Below are 15,430 nucleotides of genomic sequence, written 5' to 3' on the forward strand. Positions count from 1 at the left end.
AACAGATCCCATGATTAGTGGCGCAGAGCGGATAGGCTGCGCCATGCCAATGATAGGAGAACTGGTCATGTCGTACTCACTCAATACGCCGAAATCTGTTCAATACGACCGCACGCTTGTCCTTGCGATCGAGTTGAGCAGCAAGTCTTGGGTCCTGGCGGCACAAGTGCCTGGTCTGCCGCAATCTAAGACCAGAACTATGATCGCACCTGATAAGCTGGCCCTTGAAACGGCAATCGATGGGTATCGGACCCGTGCCGCCGCCGCTGGCTCTCGAGTCGATCGTGTGATCGCGATTTATGAAGCTGGATGGTCCGGATTCTGGCTGGCGCGATGGTTGATCGCGAAGGGCGTGGAGGTCCACGTTGTCCAGCCTTCGAGTGTTCCAGTTGATCGCCGCATGCGCCGCGCCAAATCCGATGGTATAGATGCCGAGTTGCTTCTCCGCACTCTGATGGCGTGGCTTTGCGGAGAACCGCGGGTCTGTTCCATGGTGCCAATCCCGGACGAAGCCGACGAGGATGCACGGCGATGCATCCGCGAGCGAACGGAGTTGATCTCCGAGCGGATCAGCCTGACCAACCGGATCGGCGCCGTACTGGCGACATTAGGCGTCGAGGGTTACAATCCGCTCCTCCAGAGTCGCCGGCATCGATTGATGGATTTGCGCACCGGGCTCGGTGAGCCGCTGCCGCCGAACGCATTTGCAAAGATTGACCGGCTATTGAGCAGGCTCGAGCTCGTGCTCACCCAGATCGCTCAGCTGGAACGGGAGCGTGATGCCGTGGTTAAGGAACCCGCTGCGGATGAGGCCGGAAAAATGATCCAGCAGCTTTGCCGGTTACGCGGTATCGGGGTGCAGAGCGCCACCGTGCTGGTTCGCGAGGCTTTCGTGCGCCACTTCGCCAATGGCAAGGCGTTGGGATCGTATGCTGGTCTTACGGCGACGCCCTACAACAGCGGTGGAGTAGAGCGTGAGCAAGGGATCGGGAAAGCCGGAAACAGGCGGCTTAGAACGACGATGGTCGAACTGGCGTGGCTCTGGCTACGCTACCAGCCCGGTGCCGCGCAGGTTACCTGGTTCCGGGAGCGAACAGGCCAGACCGGCCGGCGTGTGCGTAAGGTGATGATCGTTGCGCTTGCCCGAAAGCTGCTGATTGCCCTTTGGCGGTTCGCCACTGATGGAGTGGTCCCACACGGAGCGACCTTGGGACCCGCCGCCTGACAGCTAATGAGATCAGGCTGCTTTGCGACGGCATGGCGGCTTGGTGACCGAGGGAACGTCGCCGTTGTCCGGCGTGGCACAATAGATGCCGTTTTCACAGAGTGGTGCCGTTCTTTTGGAGTTCTCCGGTCCCGAATGCGGGACAGTGGTTGGGATGCTGGTCCCGCCGGATGTGAGGTTTGCAGACAAGGGTCTGCCGAAAGAGAGCTCACCTCGAGCGCCGATGAAGAAATAATACCATTGACGGAGACATCATCATGTGAGGCCGGACAAATGAGCGCTAGCTAAAAGATCTTAATCGTGCAGAAAACTCTTGCAAAAACGGGGCTGTCCACAAATGGCAATACCTTGTGAACAGCACCGTTTCCGGACTGCTGGACCGTCGTGCGGTTAGTCCGGCATCCCGTAGACCCGCATTGCTGTTTCCGCGAAAATCAGCCCGGCCTCCACGTCGGCTTTCACCTCCTGCGCGGGCCGCTCCGAGGGCAGACCGTAGCCGCCGCCCGATGGCGAAATGTGGCAGAACACATCGCCCTTCTTCAAGGTGAAGGGTTCGGTCACGAGCACCGGCAGTTCAACCTCCCTGCCAGACTGGGTCAGCACGCTGACCGGCCCGCTTCCCTCCCCACCGCCGTTCAGCCCATGTGGTCGGAAATCCCGCTTGTCCGAGCGCAGGGACAAAAGCCCCTCGGTCTCGCCAATGTATTCATACTCCCGGACAAAGGCGTTGCCTCCGCGATAGCGTCCCGCGCCACCCGTATCGGGCACCAGCCCGTAGCGGCGGATCCGCAGCGGGTAGGACGCCTCGATCATCTCGATCGGCACGTTCGCCTGATTGGCGCCCATGTGCGGTACGCCGACCTGCCCGTCATGCGCGGAGCTGGCGCCCCAGGTTCCCATTACGGTTTCGGTAAAGACAAACGCCTGGCCTTCGTGGCTGCCTGCAAAGGTCGGCACGGTCGATCCCCCCATGCCATCGGCGGTCACGCGATCGGGCAGAACCTGCGCCAGAGCGCCGAACATGCCGTCGATCACGCGGTAGCCGGTAATGCCGCGGGCACCGCAGGGCGCGGGGTGTACGGAATTTACCACCGTGCCCTTGGGCGCGGTCACCGAGACCACACGTTCGAAGCCGTGGCAGTTCGGAATATCCGACAGCATGACCGAGCGCAGCGCGGTGTAGACCGAGGCCTTCGTAAAGGGCAGCGGCGTGTTCACGCCACCCTTGACCTGCGGTGAGGACCCCTCGAAATCCACCGAGATCCGGTCATCATGGATGGTCAGGGCGATCTGGATGATGATCGGCTCGGGCGTCTCGCCCAGACCGTCGATATGATCGGTGAAATGATAGGTGCCGTTCTGCATTTCGCGGATCTCGGCTCGTCCCAGCCGTTCGGCGTAGTCATGCAGGGCGTCGGCGCAGGCCAGAACCTCGTCGATCCCGTATCGGTCCACCAGCTCGCCAAAGGATTTGCGCCCCGCCGTGCAGGCCGCCATCTGCGCTCGAAGGTCGCCCTGCACCATCTCCGGCACGCGCACGTTAAGCGAGAGGATCTCCCAGATCGAGCTGTTGATCTCGCCGCGATCGTAGAGTTTCAGGAACGGCAGCCGCAACCCTTCCTGGTAGATCTCGACCGCGCCCAAGGCATTCGAGCCCGGCACGATGCCCCCCACGTCAGCATGATGCGCCAGCGTGGTGGTCCAGGCCACCAGGCGGTCGCGGTAAAAGATCGGCTCGACGATATAGATATCCGGCAGGTGCTGGCCGGAGGCGGCGTAGGGATCATTGCCGATGAAGACGTCGCCGGGATGGATGTCGCCATCGTAGCGCTCCCGCAGGTGCTGCATGGCGTCGTAGAAACTGCCCAGATGCATCGGGGTCGTCACACCCTGCGCCAGCGTCTGTCCCCGCGCGTCGCAGATCGCCGTTGAATAATCCATGCTGTCCCGCACGATCGGCGAATAGGCCGCCCGCATCAGCATCAGCGCCATTTCGTCGGCAATGGCGTCGAAGGCGTTCTTCATCACCTCAAGGCGGATCGGGTCGATCTTGCTCATTCTGCGGCCTCCAGGGCGCTGGCTGCGACGGGCAGCGTGACGATGATATTGCCCTTGATGTCGATGCGGGCGGTGCAGTCTGGCGGCACGATGGTGGTGCCCTCGTATTCCTCGATGATCATCGGCCCCGCGCGTTCTCCCGCGATCAGGGACGCCCGGTCGACGACAGCCGCGTCCTGCCGCCCCCACTCCGCGCCGAAATAGACGCTGCGCCGTTGTTCGGGGGCTGGCGGCTTGTTGCGATAGGCCGGAAGCCGGCCCGCCCCCTTGGGCACACGGGCGGTGACCCTCAGGCTGACGATCTCGATCGGCGTGTTCTCGAGACGGTAGCCGTAGGATCGTTCATGCGCGGCGTCGAAGGCTGCGCGGGCGTCGCGCGCCGCCTCTTCGGTCAGGTTCCGGCCCTGCGGGAACGGCAATGTCAGCTCGAAAGCCTGTCCGCGATAGCGGAAATCCGCTTCGTAGATCACATCGACCGCCTCCAGCGGCCGGGACAGTTCCTGCGCCACCTGTTCGGAGAGGCCGGCGAGTGCGAGGTCAACCACGGCGGGGTCGACCGTGCCGATCTGCTGCAACAGCGTCATCGACGCCGATGTCTCGATGTCGGCGTAGAGCAGGCCAAGCGCCGACAACACGCCGGCCCCGGGCGGCACGATGACCGTAGAGACCCCGAGCGCGCGCGCCAGGGAGACCGAATGGATCCCGCCATTGCCGCCAAAGGCGATCATGGCGAAATCGCGGGGATCGCGCCCGCGGAACGTGGTGACCGATTTGACCGCGCGGGTCATCACCGTCGAAACCAACTCGTGCACGCCATGGGCCGCGCGGTCGAGGTCGATCCCCAGGGGCTCGGCCACGACGCGGCGCAGCGCCTCGCGGCTCAGCTCGGGATTGACCGGCACGGCGCCGCCGGCCAGAGCCTCCGGGTTGAGAAACCCAAGCACCATGTTGGCATCGGTGACCGTGGGCTCGCTGCCGCCGGCATCGTAACAGGCGGGTCCCGGACGCGCGCCGGCACTGTGCGGACCGACCTTCAAGGCCCCGGCTCGGTCCCGCCAGACGATCGAACCGCCGCCCGCGCCAACCTCCGAGATATCGATCACCGGCAGTTTTAGCGCGTAGCCGCCGCCTTTGGCCAGCTTCGAGGACAGGGAGATGCCACCGCCGACCTCGTAGTCGTCGGCACGCATCAGCTGGCCGCCCTCGATCAGCGATGCCTTGGCCGTTGTCCCGCCCATGTCAAAGGCGATGGCATCCGTGAACCCGGTCTCGCGCATCACTGCACGGGCACCGATGACCCCGGCGGCCGGACCGCATTCGACGATCTGCGCCGGCTTCGCGACCACGCTGCGGCTGTCGACGATCCCGCCGGCGGAATGCATCATGAAGAACCGCGACGGCAGGTCCGCCTGCGCCAGCCGGTCGCGCAGCGAGTCCAGATAGGTTTTGACCGGCGGGCCGACAAAGGAATTGATCACCGTCGTGGAGGTGCGTTCGTATTCCCGGAGCTCCGGCAACACATCGACCGAAAGCGAGACGAAGACACCCGGCAGCTGCGCTTTCAGGATCTCTCCGATCCGGCGCTCGTGGTCGGGGTTGGCATAGGAATGCAGCAGGCAGACCGCCACCGCCTCGACCTCCGCCGCCCTGATCTGCTCGACCACTGCAGCCAGACTTGCCTCGTCCAGCGGGGTCAGCACCTCGCCTTTGAAATCAACGCGCTCAGTCACTTCGAACCGCCATTTGCGTGGGCTGAGCGCCGGCGGCTTCTCATAGAGCGGATCGTAGAGACGGGGTACCCGCACCCGGCGCATTTCCAGAACGTCGCGGAACCCCTCGGTGGTGATCAGCGCGGTGCGCGCGCCCTTGCCTTCGAGAATGGCGTTGGTGGCCACCGTGCAGGCGTGCATCACCTCGCCGATCTCCTGCGGGGCAAGCCCCTCGACCTCGACCAGTTCCAGAATGCCCTGCACCACGCCAAGCGCGTAATCCTCGGGGGTGGAAGACACCTTGCGGGTGGCAATCGTGCTGTCAGCGCGGATCAGCGCGACATCGGTGAAGGTGCCGCCGATATCGGCAGCGATACGAAGTTTGTCAGTCATGGTTTTACGTCCCCAAGAGGAGGTCCGGGAGGAAAAGAACGACCTCCGGGAAATAGGTGATGACGAAGAGCACGAGGATCAGCGGAACGAGAAAGGGCATGGCCGCCCAGCAAACCCGCTCGAAAGAAATGTTCGCAATCCGCGTGACGATGAAGAGCGCGACCCCCATCGGCGGCGTGACGATGCCAATGAGCAGGCCGTAGACCATGATCAGACCGAAATGGGCGCGATCGATGCCGAAATGGTCCACCAGCGGCATCATGATCGGGATCAGGATGATCATCGCCGGGATGTTCTCGAGGATCATGCCGAGCGCGAGGAAGAACAGGATCACCAGGAATAGGAAAACGTATTTGTTCTCCGTCACACCGAGGACCGCTTCGGCGATGCGTTGCGGCACCCGGTCATAGGTCAGGACAAAGCCCATGGCGTGGCTGACACCGATAATCATCAGAATCGAGCCGAACAGGATGATCGTCTCGCCCATCGCCGCCCGAAGCCGCGAGACCTCCAAGGACCGATAGGCGAGACCTAGGATCAGCGTATAGGTACAGGCAATGACCCCGGCCTCGACCGGCGTGGCGATGCCCGTGGTGACCGAGCCGATGATAATCACCGGCGCCAGCAGCGCCCAGCCGGACCGGGAAAGTTCAGCCAGCAGCGCCGGGCGGCTCGGACGCGCCGCCAGCGGCACATCGAACCGATGCGCGACATAGCGGTTATAGGCCATCAGGGTCCCCACCAGAACGACCCCCGGCCCGATTCCGGCAAGGAACATCCGCTCGACGGAGACCTGTGCGCCGAAGGCGTAGATCAGCAAGGGCACCGACGGCCACATGGTCGGACCGATGACCGAGCTGGCACAGGTGAGTGCGGCGGCGAAGGCCCGCGGATAGCCATGTTTTTCCATCTGCGAGATCACCAGATTGCCGATCCCGGCCACATCCGCGATGGCCGAGCCGGTCACCCCGCCGAACAGCAGGGAACAGACCACGTTCACCTGCGCGAGACCGGCGCGCAGATGCCCGACAAAGCCGTTCGCCAAGGAGAAAATCCGCTCGGTCAGCCCGATGGCCGTCATCAGATGGCCGGCGAGAATGAAAAACGGCACCGCCGTCAGCGCCGGGGTGTTGACGCCTTCGAGAATATTGAGTGGGAAAGTGTAGAGCAGCCGCAGGTTTTCGGCGAGCCCGATCTGCCAGAACCCCGCCAAGGTCCCCGCCGCCAGCGCCACCACCACCGGCACGCCAGCGAGCATCAGGAGAAAGAACAATCCGAAGATGGTCAGGGCTACCATTGCAGGGCCTCCTTGTCGTCCGGCGCAGCATCGCTCGCCCAGCCGGCCAGAAGCGCGACGAGATCGGCGAGAAAATGCAGGTAGAGCATGGCGGCGGAGGCCAGTAGCGGCAGCGACAGCCAGTAGCGGGTCAACCCGATCAAATCCATCGTACCGCGCTGCCGCGCGATGATCTGCGGGGCTTCGGCCAGCAGGACGCCGACCACCACAAGCCCTGCGAGAGCCGTGAGAATACGCGACAGTTTCAACCCGATGCTCCCGAACCGCCCGACGACGATCATCAGGACGATGTCGAGATGTCGCCGGTACATGACGTAAAACGCCAGGAAGACCGACCAGACCATCAGAACCTGCGTCCATGGCGAGACCCACAGCAGGCTGGCCTGCCCGGTGTTCCGCAGGATGATATTGGCAATGTTCATCACCAGCATCACCGCGAGAAACCCCTCGGCGACGCGCTGGAAAACCACCGCTACGCAGTCGAGGAACCTATCCGCCAAGCGAAACCAGTGCGGGCCGCGACGGGTTGAAACTGAAGCGTTCATCAATTGGCCGATCCTACTGGGCGCTGGCCAGCGCCGCGTCGATCAGGCCTTCGGGCAAGGCGCCCTCGGCATCGAGCGCCTTGTACCACTCGGCCATCTGGTCGAAGAGCGGTTCAAGCGGCATGTCGGTGAAGATCACGCCCTCTGCTTCGAGCCTGCCGCGCATGGCTGCGGAATTGTCTGCCATCAGGTTCTCGGAATAGGCCCCGGCTTCCTGATGCGCTTTGAGCAGCGCCGCCTGATCCTTTTCCGGCAGGGAATCGAAGGCAGAGGCGTTCATCATGAACGGCAACCCCTGCCAGTATTCGTTGGTGCGCGTGATATAGGTCGCCTGTTCATAGAATTTCATCGCCTCGACCAGCGCGGCGGGGCTGGTGACGGCCTCGGCGACGCCGGTTTGCAGCGCCTGATAGGTCTCGGTCCAGGCGAGCATCTGCAGATCGGCGCCGAGATGCTTCCAGACGGAAATCGCCAGATCGTCGGGATACATCCGCAGTTTCACACCAGCGATGTCCTCATGGCTCTCGATCGGCGTGTCGGAGATCAGCACGCGATACGGGCCACGGACCACGGCCATCGGCTCGCCGAGGGCGCGGACACCGGCAACCTCTTCCGCCTGTTCGAACCAGCCCTGCACCAGATCGCTCTTGGTGAACGCGACCCAGTCCTCGCGCGACTGGAACAGGAAATGCGGCGCCACCCATTTGATGTCGGGCACCCATTTCTGCAGGAAGAATGCATCCTCGGCGTAGAGATTGACCGTACCAAGCTCGAGCTGCTCGAGGATGGAATCCTCCTTGCCGAGCTGTTCAGACGGGAACACCTGCACCGTGAGATCGCCACCGCTGTATTCGCCGACCAGATCGGAAAAGCGTTGAAATACGAGGCCTTCCGGGCTGTCGGCGGGCATCTTGGTCGCAAAGCGCCATGTCTCTGCTGCGGCGAGGCCGGCGGTGAGGGTGAGTGCAGTGGTCGCTGCGAGAAGCGCGCGGCTCAGCTGCCGCAGGGAAGTGGTCCAGCTCATTCCTGTTGGTTCCTTTGGTATGTGGGTTGAGGTCCGGACGGTTCGACCCGTCTCTTCGGTTGATTTCGGATGCGTCAGCCGACGGCCGGTCTGGCCTGCGGCGATGCGCCCCAGCCGCCGCCGCCGGGGGTTTCGATGGTCACTGTCTCGCCGTCCCGCAGGCTCATCGAGCCTTTGGAAGGCCGCTCGGTCACGGTGCCGTCCGGCCCGCTGGTGGAATTGCGCCCCGGCAGGCCGTCGGTCCCGCCATGCAGCCCGTAGGGCGCGAAACGGCGCCGGTCGGTCTGCAGGGATACCCGGGCCTCGTGGCCGACGATCTCGATGGTGCGCACCAGCCCCTCGCCGCCGGGATTTTCACCGAGGCCCCCCGATCCGTCCCGCAGCTCGTAGCGCAGGCAGCGCAGCGGGTAGCTGATCTCGAGCGCCTCGATCGGCGTGTTGAGCGTGTTCGACATATTGGCGTGCACACCGGACATGCCGGGTCCCATGGGCCGCCCGCCCTGCCCGCCGCCCGAGGTCTCGATATAGGTGTAGGGTTGGCCGTTGCGTGGATCGACACCGCCGATGCCGATCAGGTTCATGGTGCCGTTCGAGGCCGCGGCAATCCGGTCCGGGGCGATCTGGGCGAACCCCCTGAGCACGGTGTCCGCGAGACGTTGTGTCGTTTCGGTATTACCGGCACAGACGGCCGCCGGACGCTGCGCATCGAGGAAACTGCCCTCAGGGATGATCACGCGCACCGGGCGCAGCACACCGGCGTTCGGCGGCAGGCTGGCGTCGGTCAGCAGCTTCAGCGAATAAAACACTGCCGACCAGCACATCGGCGCCACCGCATTGACGTTGCCGCTAACCTGCGGCGAGGTGCCGGTAAAATCGAAACAGATGCGATCTGCCTCGACCTCGATCTTCAACCGGATCCAGACCGGCTCATCCGAGGCGCCGTCGTTGTCGAGGCAATCCTCCGTGCGCCAGACACCCTTGGGCAGTTCCGCCATGCGCGCCCGCATCCGGCGCTCGGTATAGTCGAGGATCGCCGACAACCCGTCTCTAAGAACATCGGCGCCGAATCGATCCGCCAAGTCGCCGATCCGCCGCGCGCCAATCCGAAGCGCCGCCAGCTGGGCATTGAGGTCGCCGCGTCGCTCGTTGGGCGTCCGGACGTTGCTCAGGACCATCGTCAGGATGTCGTCCTGCAGCACGCCGGCACGATAGAGCTTTACCGGCGGGATGATCAGGCCTTCCTGAAAAATCTCGGTGGAACTGCCGGGCATGGACCCTGGCTCCATGCCGCCGACATCGGAATGATGCGCCCGTGCGGCGACATAGGCCACCCGGTCGGGGCCAATGAACACCGGCGCGATCAGGGTGATGTCGGGCAAATGGGCGCCGGCCACATAGGGGTCATTGACGATCACCACATCGCCCTCGGCGAGCTCTCCGGTCACCTCGAGCGTGGGCCGCACCGCGCGCAGCATCGAACCGAGATGCACTGGCACGTGTTCGGCCTGCGCCACCAGTTCGGCATCGGCGGTGAACACCGCGCAGGAGGCATCCATCCGTTCCTTGATGTTCGGTGAAAAGGCGGTGTGCTTGAGCACCGCCCCCATCTCCTGCGCCGTGGCCTCGAGCGCATTGCGCAGGACTTCCATGCGGATCGGATCGAATGTGCTCATCTTGCCACCTCCACGATGATGCTGCCCGAGGCCAGAACCGTTGCCTGATCGCCCGGATAGAGGATTGTGGTCGACGACACCTCTTCGATCGCCGCCGGTCCTCGAATGACATTGCCGGCGCGCAGGGCCTCTCGCGCCCAGATCGTCGCCCGCTGCCATGCCCCGGTCGCGGCGCAGTCGCCGGGCTCGAAATAGATATCCCGGGTGCCACGCCGCGCGCCGTCTTCGGGGGTGGTGCTGCCAGGCGCGACCCCCGGCAGTTCGGGTTTGTCGATCCGGCCGATGCCGGTCACGTTGACCGCGACCACCTCCAGCGGCGCCGACGGCGCAGAATGCCCGAACCGCGCAAGATGTGCCGCGTGGAAGGCTTCGGACAATCTCTCCCACCAGTCCGCCTGTGCCGGGTCCGCCGCGATCGGCAGCGCAAAGCTCTGGCCGACATAGCGCAGGTCGGTCTTGATCTCAAAATCCCGCCGGTCGTCCGGCACCCCGTCTTCGATCAGACAGGCGTCAGCGCGTGCGATCAGGCGATCAATCAGCGCCTTGGCGCCGGCGGCTCCCAGATCATCGAATGCGGCAATATGGGTCTCGACGAAATCGTGCCGCAGGTCGGAAATCAGTTGGCCCATGGCGCAGAGGATGCCCGGGGTTGGCGGCACCAGAACGCTGGGCATCTGCAACTCGCGGGCGACCGGGCTGCCATGCATCGGCCCGGCACCGCCAAACGGCACGAGCGCGAAATCGCGCGGATCATAGCCGCGTTCGACCGAGACCACGCGGATACCGCGCACCATATTGGCATGCGCCACCCGAAGGATGCCCGCAGCCGCCTCTTCGAGCCCTAGGCCCAGCGGCTTGGCGATGTCGCGTTCGATGACCCGCGCTGCGGCAGCGGCGTCAAGTTCCATCGTGCCGCCAAGCCGCGATCCACCATCGAAGCGGCCGAGCACGATATTGGCATCGGTCACCGTGGCGCGATCTCCGCCCCGGCCATAGGCCACCGGACCGGGCACCGCTTCGGCGCTCATCGGCCCGACCCGCAGCGCGCCGCCCTCATCGATCCAGGAGATGGATCCGCCGCCGGCGCCAATGGCATTGATGTCGATCACCGGAAGCTGGATCGGGACCGTCGCGAGCGCCGCGCTTCGGGTGATTTCGGGCCGGCCATCGCGGATCAGGCTGATGTCGGTGGAGGTCCCGCCAATATCCATGGTGATGATGTCGCGAATGCTGGCCGCTTCGGCGACATAGGCCGCGGCCACGACGCCCCCGGCCGGTCCGGACAGCACCGTATGAACCGGCTTCTCCCGCGCGCTGTCGAGCTGCATCAGGCCGCCGGCGGCATCCATCACCATGACCGGGCGGTCCTCTCCTAGGCCGAGGCCCGCGTCAGCATCCCGCAGAATGCCCGAGAGCGATTGCAAATAGCGCTCCATGACCGGTCGCAGATAGGCGTTCAGCACGGTTGTGCTCGCCCGCTCGTACTCGCGGAACTCCGAATTGAGATTGGTCGACGCACAGATCGCAGCCTCGGGAAGTTCCTGTCGCAGGATCTCGCAGGCCCGGCGTTCGTGACACGGGTTCGCGTAGGAATGCAGAAAAAGCACGCCCACCGACTGAACACTGGCGGCAGCCATCTGCCGCGCCGCGCGGCGCACATCGGCCTCGTTCAACGGCTGGAGCTCGCACCCGGCGTGGTCGAGGCGCCCTCGGGCGGTAAAGCACAGCTCACGCGGCACAAGCTGTTCCGGACGGACGACAGAAATGTCGAACAGCGAGGGCCTGTTCTGACGCCCGATTTCCAGAAGATCGCGAAAGCCCGCGTTGGTCAGAAAGGCGGTCTTGGCGCCGTTGCGCTGGATCACCGCGTTGGTGGCGGTTGTCATCCCATGGCCGACATAGGCCACCTCCGCCCCGGTCGCGCCCTGCAAGCCCAATGCCGCCCGCAGCCCTTCTGCCGTTCCCTGCGCCCGGTTTTCCGGGGTCGTCGAAACCTTCGACACGGTGATGCGTCGCGTCTCGGCATCATAGGCAATGCTGTCGGTGAAGGTTCCCCCGACATCCGAGGCGACCCGAAAATTCCTGTTGGCGCACATGGTGATATCCTGTAACGATAACGTTACGGTTATGAGCCATAAAGAATGCGCGTCTGTCAACTGACTTTTTTGACCAATTGCCTGTAAGACTGGAAACCGGGAGAGAAGAAGAGCCAGCGGGCGATGCAGCTGCTTAATTTTGACGCAAAGGTATGAGAGGCGAGATGGATCAGTCGCGGGCCGAGGGACGAAAACCAACGCAGAACGAACGGCGCAGCGAAGCCACGCGAGAACGCATTCTCGAGGCCGCGCAGGTACAATTCGTGGAGAACGGTCTGGACGGGGCCCGGATGGAAGCCATTGCCCGCGCCGCCGGCGTCAACAAGGCGCTTGTCTACCGCCATTTTACCGATCGCGAGACCCTCTACCGACAAGTTCTACGCCGCGCCTACACGCGGATGCGCACCGCCGAGGCCAGTCTCGACCTGCCGACCGATCCGCTCGAGGCGCTCGACCAAATCGTCTCGTTCACCCTGCATTACTACGTCGAGCACCCCGACTTCCTGGTTCTCGTTGGAATCGAAAACCTCAAACGCGGCGAACACGTCAAGATGATCGGCCCAGAAGACCTTCTGGCCTCAAGCCTTGTCGATGCCTATCGCACCATCATTGACAAAGGCGTGGATGCCGGCCTTTTTCGGCCTGACATCGATCCGGTCGATCTCTACGCGGTTGTGGCATCGCAATGCTGGTTCTCTGTGGCCACCCGGTACACCTTTGGAATCACCTTCGATGTGGATTTTGGCAATCCAGAGCACTTGCACTACCGCGAACACCTGATCCGCGATACCGTGCGATGCTGGGTCGTCCGGAGACAGGGCGACAGGACGTGACGGCCTTGCCAGACGGGTTTTCTCCGGCCCGATTTGACCGGAGACCCGTGCACCGGTCTGCCCTGTCACACCCATAGGTGTAACGGCCTGCAAGGCATTGCCAAGTTATCTGACGTGGATTGTGATATGGGTGAGACCGCGCATTTAGGCCGATATTTCGGCTGCATATCCGTTCCACAGGTCGAATGCGTCAGCTCTGGCGTGGCGGTAGGAAAGAGCGGAAAGGCGATAGCGGCGGGGTCGGAAGATCGTGCTGACCTGATCGTGGGCGGCGAGAAACCGTTGCGCCTGGCGCGGTGACTTGAACCGGCCCATGATCTTTTCCCGTTTCCGCGTTGGCCGATGTGACCCTTCGATCCGATTGTTGAGGCGCTTGTGTGCTCGATGGTCAGCGCCAGGCGCGATGGCCTGGATCGGCTTGGTATAACTGCGGAGATTATCGGTGATCACGACACGCGGGTTGCCATAGGCGGCGACCAAACGGGCGAAAAATCGCTTTGCGGCTTTGGCGTTGCGGCGGGGCTGAATGAGAATGTCGAGAACGTCTCCGTTGGCATCAATGGCCCGCCACAGCCAGTGTTTCACGCCGTTGATCGGACGACGACCTCGTCCATATGCCATTTGTCGGCTGGCCGGGGTCGATCACGCCGGATACAAGCCGCGAACTGGGGACCGAACCGGTTCACCCAGAGACGGACGGCCTCGCGGCTGACGACGACACCGCGCTCGGCGAGCAAGTCCTCGACATCGGCCGTGCTCAGCCCAAACCGATGGTAGGCCCAGACGGAATGGGAGATGATTTCGCGGGGGAAACGAAAGCCCTTCAGGCGTGGCATCGAGGTGGGTATCGTCATGCTGCCTCGCTATCCGAGAAGCGGAGTGCGATCAACTTGGCAGTGCCGTTCCGGAGCACTTCGGTCTGGCGTTCCATCGCAGCCTCCAGGGACGCCAAACGGGTGTTCAGCGGGGCCTGTTCCGGGGCTGCTGCCTGCCCGTTTTTCTGCCCATCCAGAAGGGCAGAAATCGCATCATCCAATGCCTTGGGGCGGTTCTCTCCTGCGCCGTCGATCAACTGCTGGGCCACAGGGCCGAGCACGATACGGACGTTCTGAGGTGTCTCGCTCATCGTTCAATGTCCTTGTCTCGCTGCAGAATGAATTCCGCCTGCTTTTCAATTTCTTTAAGTTTCTCATCGAAGAGGCCAGGCAGGGCAGGGGTGTCCGGCTCTTTCTCCTTGGCTTCCTTTTCTTTCGCCGCCTCAGGCTTCTCCTGTGGTTTCTCGCGGGCCTTTTCCTCCTCCGGCTGGCGGGCGCGGGCGCCAGCAAGGCGGCCGTCCAGCCAGGCATCGAGGGCGGTCTGGCGGATCCCGGTTTCATTCTCAATGGTCTTGGACAGCCGGTCCGGATCTTCAGTCAGCAGCATCGCCTCATCCCGTGCCCGGCTGATTTCAACGTAGAAACTCTTCTGGGTCGCCAACCGTTCGGTGGAGCGCATGGCCACGATCACCCGGTCCACTGACTCGCCCTGCACCGCATGCGCGGTGGCGGCATAGTCATGCTCCAGCCCGCGGGCGGCGAGGCTGTTGCCGGGCACGGTGACGCGGGAGCCGTCCGGTGTCTCGGCTTCAATGACGCAGCCGGAGATTGATTTTATTTCCGCCCGCAGACCGTTCTTGATGCCGCTTTCCGGGTCTGTGATCCGGAACCGCACCTGGTCGCCTTCCGCCATGCCGCGGGCCTCGCGCTCATAGGCCACCAGCGCCTTTCCAAGCTCCCGCTGATTGAACTTCGCAGCGAGGGGCAGGGTGGTCCAGACCCCGGTTTCCTCATGCTCAACGGTCAGTTTGTTGCCCCTGTGATCAGCTTCCCGAACCACATAGAGGCCGTTCTTTTTGAGACCGTATTCTTTGCTTGTCGCCACTGACATGACGACATCGCCAGGGGCGTAGCTGCGGGCGTCGGCAAGCATTGCCTCGGTGAGCTGGCGGTTCAGCAGACCGTTCACCTTGACCTCATCGGCGGCGATGCGGCCTTCCTGCCGGAGGCCGTCGCGCACCGCCTCGTTGATCTCTGCACGGGCGGCGTTGGTGAGGGCGAGGATCCGGGATCCCTGCCGCTCCGCCGGGGTGAGAGCAAGGAACCTTTCTGCGGCCTCCTGCCGGGGATCATCAACCTTCAGAACATTGTCTTCCATGCGGTTGAAAGCTGCCGTGATTTCCCCCCGGATCGAGTGATAGACGGCTGCCTTCAGACCGTCATCCCGCTGGCGGCGGATCTCATCCATGACCGCTGTTCGCATCCCGGCTTTCTGCATCTGGGCGAAGGGCTGACCGGCGGCAACGGCATCGAGCTGCTGCGTGTCGCCTACGAAGACGACGCGCGGTGCGCCGGTGCGCTCCGCGTAATCCATGAAGCTGCGCATGTCCTGTGCGGACACCATCGAGGCTTCATCGACCACAAGAATGGTCCTGCTGTTGTCCACGTCCTGCGGATGATGCCGCTCAGCGGTAGTGACCTTGGCAAGGGTTTCCGCACCGCCGAGGACGCTGGCAAGTTCCTGAACGGCCTGGTGGCTTGG

At 63.5% G+C, this 15,430-nt stretch carries 11 protein-coding genes and 1 pseudogene; 2 read left to right on the top strand and 10 right to left on the bottom strand.

All coding sequences use genetic code 11. The features are described 5' to 3' along the window. The first annotated feature begins 67 nt into the window (after nt 1-67). Nucleotides 68-1,225: an IS110 family RNA-guided transposase gene (locus AC0KW6_RS22105; RefSeq protein ID WP_474035269.1), complete on the top strand. Its 1,158-nt coding sequence runs from the start codon at nt 68-70 to the stop codon at nt 1,223-1,225. Nucleotides 1,226-1,615: 390 nt separating this feature from the next. On the opposite strand, the gene AC0KW6_RS22110 is transcribed toward AC0KW6_RS22105, so the two are convergent. The 7 genes from AC0KW6_RS22110 to AC0KW6_RS22140 form a co-directional block, all read right to left on the bottom strand. After that, nucleotides 1,616-3,283, bottom strand: a complete 1,668-nt coding sequence (locus AC0KW6_RS22110) for a hydantoinase B/oxoprolinase family protein (RefSeq protein ID WP_474036131.1) — start codon at nt 3,281-3,283, stop codon at nt 1,616-1,618. Then, nucleotides 3,280-5,385: a hydantoinase/oxoprolinase family protein gene (locus tag AC0KW6_RS22115; protein ID WP_474036132.1), complete on the bottom strand. Its 2,106-nt coding sequence runs from the start codon at nt 5,383-5,385 to the stop codon at nt 3,280-3,282. Before AC0KW6_RS22115 ends, AC0KW6_RS22110 begins: the two co-directional genes overlap by 4 nt. A gap of 4 nt (nt 5,386-5,389) precedes the next feature. Then, on the bottom strand, nt 5,390-6,682 hold the full coding sequence (locus tag AC0KW6_RS22120; RefSeq protein WP_474036133.1) for a TRAP transporter large permease: 1,293 nt from the start codon (nt 6,680-6,682) through the stop codon (nt 5,390-5,392). Continuing rightward, nucleotides 6,676-7,227: a TRAP transporter small permease gene (locus AC0KW6_RS22125; RefSeq protein WP_474036134.1), complete on the bottom strand. Its 552-nt coding sequence runs from the start codon at nt 7,225-7,227 to the stop codon at nt 6,676-6,678. Before AC0KW6_RS22125 ends, AC0KW6_RS22120 begins: the two co-directional genes overlap by 7 nt. Before the next feature lie 13 nt (nt 7,228-7,240). Beyond that, complete coding sequence (locus tag AC0KW6_RS22130; protein WP_474036135.1) at nt 7,241-8,251, bottom strand: TRAP transporter substrate-binding protein; 1,011 nt, start codon at nt 8,249-8,251, stop codon at nt 7,241-7,243. Nucleotides 8,252-8,325: 74 nt separating this feature from the next. Next, nucleotides 8,326-9,924, bottom strand: a complete 1,599-nt coding sequence (locus AC0KW6_RS22135; protein ID WP_474036136.1) for a hydantoinase B/oxoprolinase family protein — start codon at nt 9,922-9,924, stop codon at nt 8,326-8,328. Then, nucleotides 9,921-12,020: a hydantoinase/oxoprolinase family protein gene (locus AC0KW6_RS22140; RefSeq protein WP_474036137.1), complete on the bottom strand. Its 2,100-nt coding sequence runs from the start codon at nt 12,018-12,020 to the stop codon at nt 9,921-9,923. Before AC0KW6_RS22140 ends, AC0KW6_RS22135 begins: the two co-directional genes overlap by 4 nt. A gap of 164 nt (nt 12,021-12,184) precedes the next feature. On the opposite strand from AC0KW6_RS22140, the gene AC0KW6_RS22145 reads away from it, so the two are divergent. Further along, nucleotides 12,185-12,853 (top strand): TetR family transcriptional regulator, encoded by a 669-nt coding sequence (locus AC0KW6_RS22145; RefSeq protein WP_474036138.1) that lies wholly within the window; start codon nt 12,185-12,187, stop codon nt 12,851-12,853. A gap of 144 nt (nt 12,854-12,997) precedes the next feature. Here AC0KW6_RS22145 and AC0KW6_RS22150 read toward each other — a convergent pair. From AC0KW6_RS22150 to AC0KW6_RS22160, 3 genes and pseudogenes are all read right to left on the bottom strand, one after another. Further along, nucleotides 12,998-13,707, bottom strand: a pseudogene (locus AC0KW6_RS22150) (IS6 family transposase). Further along, complete coding sequence (locus AC0KW6_RS22155) at nt 13,704-13,979, bottom strand: hypothetical protein (RefSeq protein WP_474036139.1); 276 nt, start codon at nt 13,977-13,979, stop codon at nt 13,704-13,706. Before AC0KW6_RS22155 ends, AC0KW6_RS22150 begins: the two are co-directional and overlap by 4 nt. Then, nucleotides 13,976-15,430, bottom strand: a 1,455-nt coding sequence (locus AC0KW6_RS22160) for an ATP-dependent DNA helicase (protein ID WP_474036140.1), incomplete at its 5' end; no start/stop codon positions are given. The genes AC0KW6_RS22155 and AC0KW6_RS22160, both read right to left, overlap by 4 nt.

Source organism: Leisingera sp. SA215 (assembly GCF_055902035.1).

What these genes read in the sequence shown, in the direction of transcription:
- AC0KW6_RS22105 (WP_474035269.1), top strand. Translation starts at nt 68, where the DNA reads ATGTCGTACTCACTCAATACGCCGAAATCTGTTCAATACGACCGCACG.
- AC0KW6_RS22110 (WP_474036131.1), bottom strand. Translation starts at nt 3,283, where the DNA reads ATGAGCAAGATCGACCCGATCCGCCTTGAGGTGATGAAGAACGCCTTC.
- AC0KW6_RS22115 (WP_474036132.1), bottom strand. Translation starts at nt 5,385, where the DNA reads ATGACTGACAAACTTCGTATCGCTGCCGATATCGGCGGCACCTTCACC.
- AC0KW6_RS22120 (WP_474036133.1), bottom strand. Translation starts at nt 6,682, where the DNA reads ATGGTAGCCCTGACCATCTTCGGATTGTTCTTTCTCCTGATGCTCGCT.
- AC0KW6_RS22125 (WP_474036134.1), bottom strand. Translation starts at nt 7,227, where the DNA reads ATGAACGCTTCAGTTTCAACCCGTCGCGGCCCGCACTGGTTTCGCTTG.
- AC0KW6_RS22130 (WP_474036135.1), bottom strand. Translation starts at nt 8,251, where the DNA reads ATGAGCTGGACCACTTCCCTGCGGCAGCTGAGCCGCGCGCTTCTCGCA.
- AC0KW6_RS22135 (WP_474036136.1), bottom strand. Translation starts at nt 9,924, where the DNA reads ATGAGCACATTCGATCCGATCCGCATGGAAGTCCTGCGCAATGCGCTC.
- AC0KW6_RS22140 (WP_474036137.1), bottom strand. Translation starts at nt 12,020, where the DNA reads ATGTGCGCCAACAGGAATTTTCGGGTCGCCTCGGATGTCGGGGGAACC.
- AC0KW6_RS22145 (WP_474036138.1), top strand. Translation starts at nt 12,185, where the DNA reads ATGGATCAGTCGCGGGCCGAGGGACGAAAACCAACGCAGAACGAACGG.
- AC0KW6_RS22155 (WP_474036139.1), bottom strand. Translation starts at nt 13,979, where the DNA reads ATGAGCGAGACACCTCAGAACGTCCGTATCGTGCTCGGCCCTGTGGCC.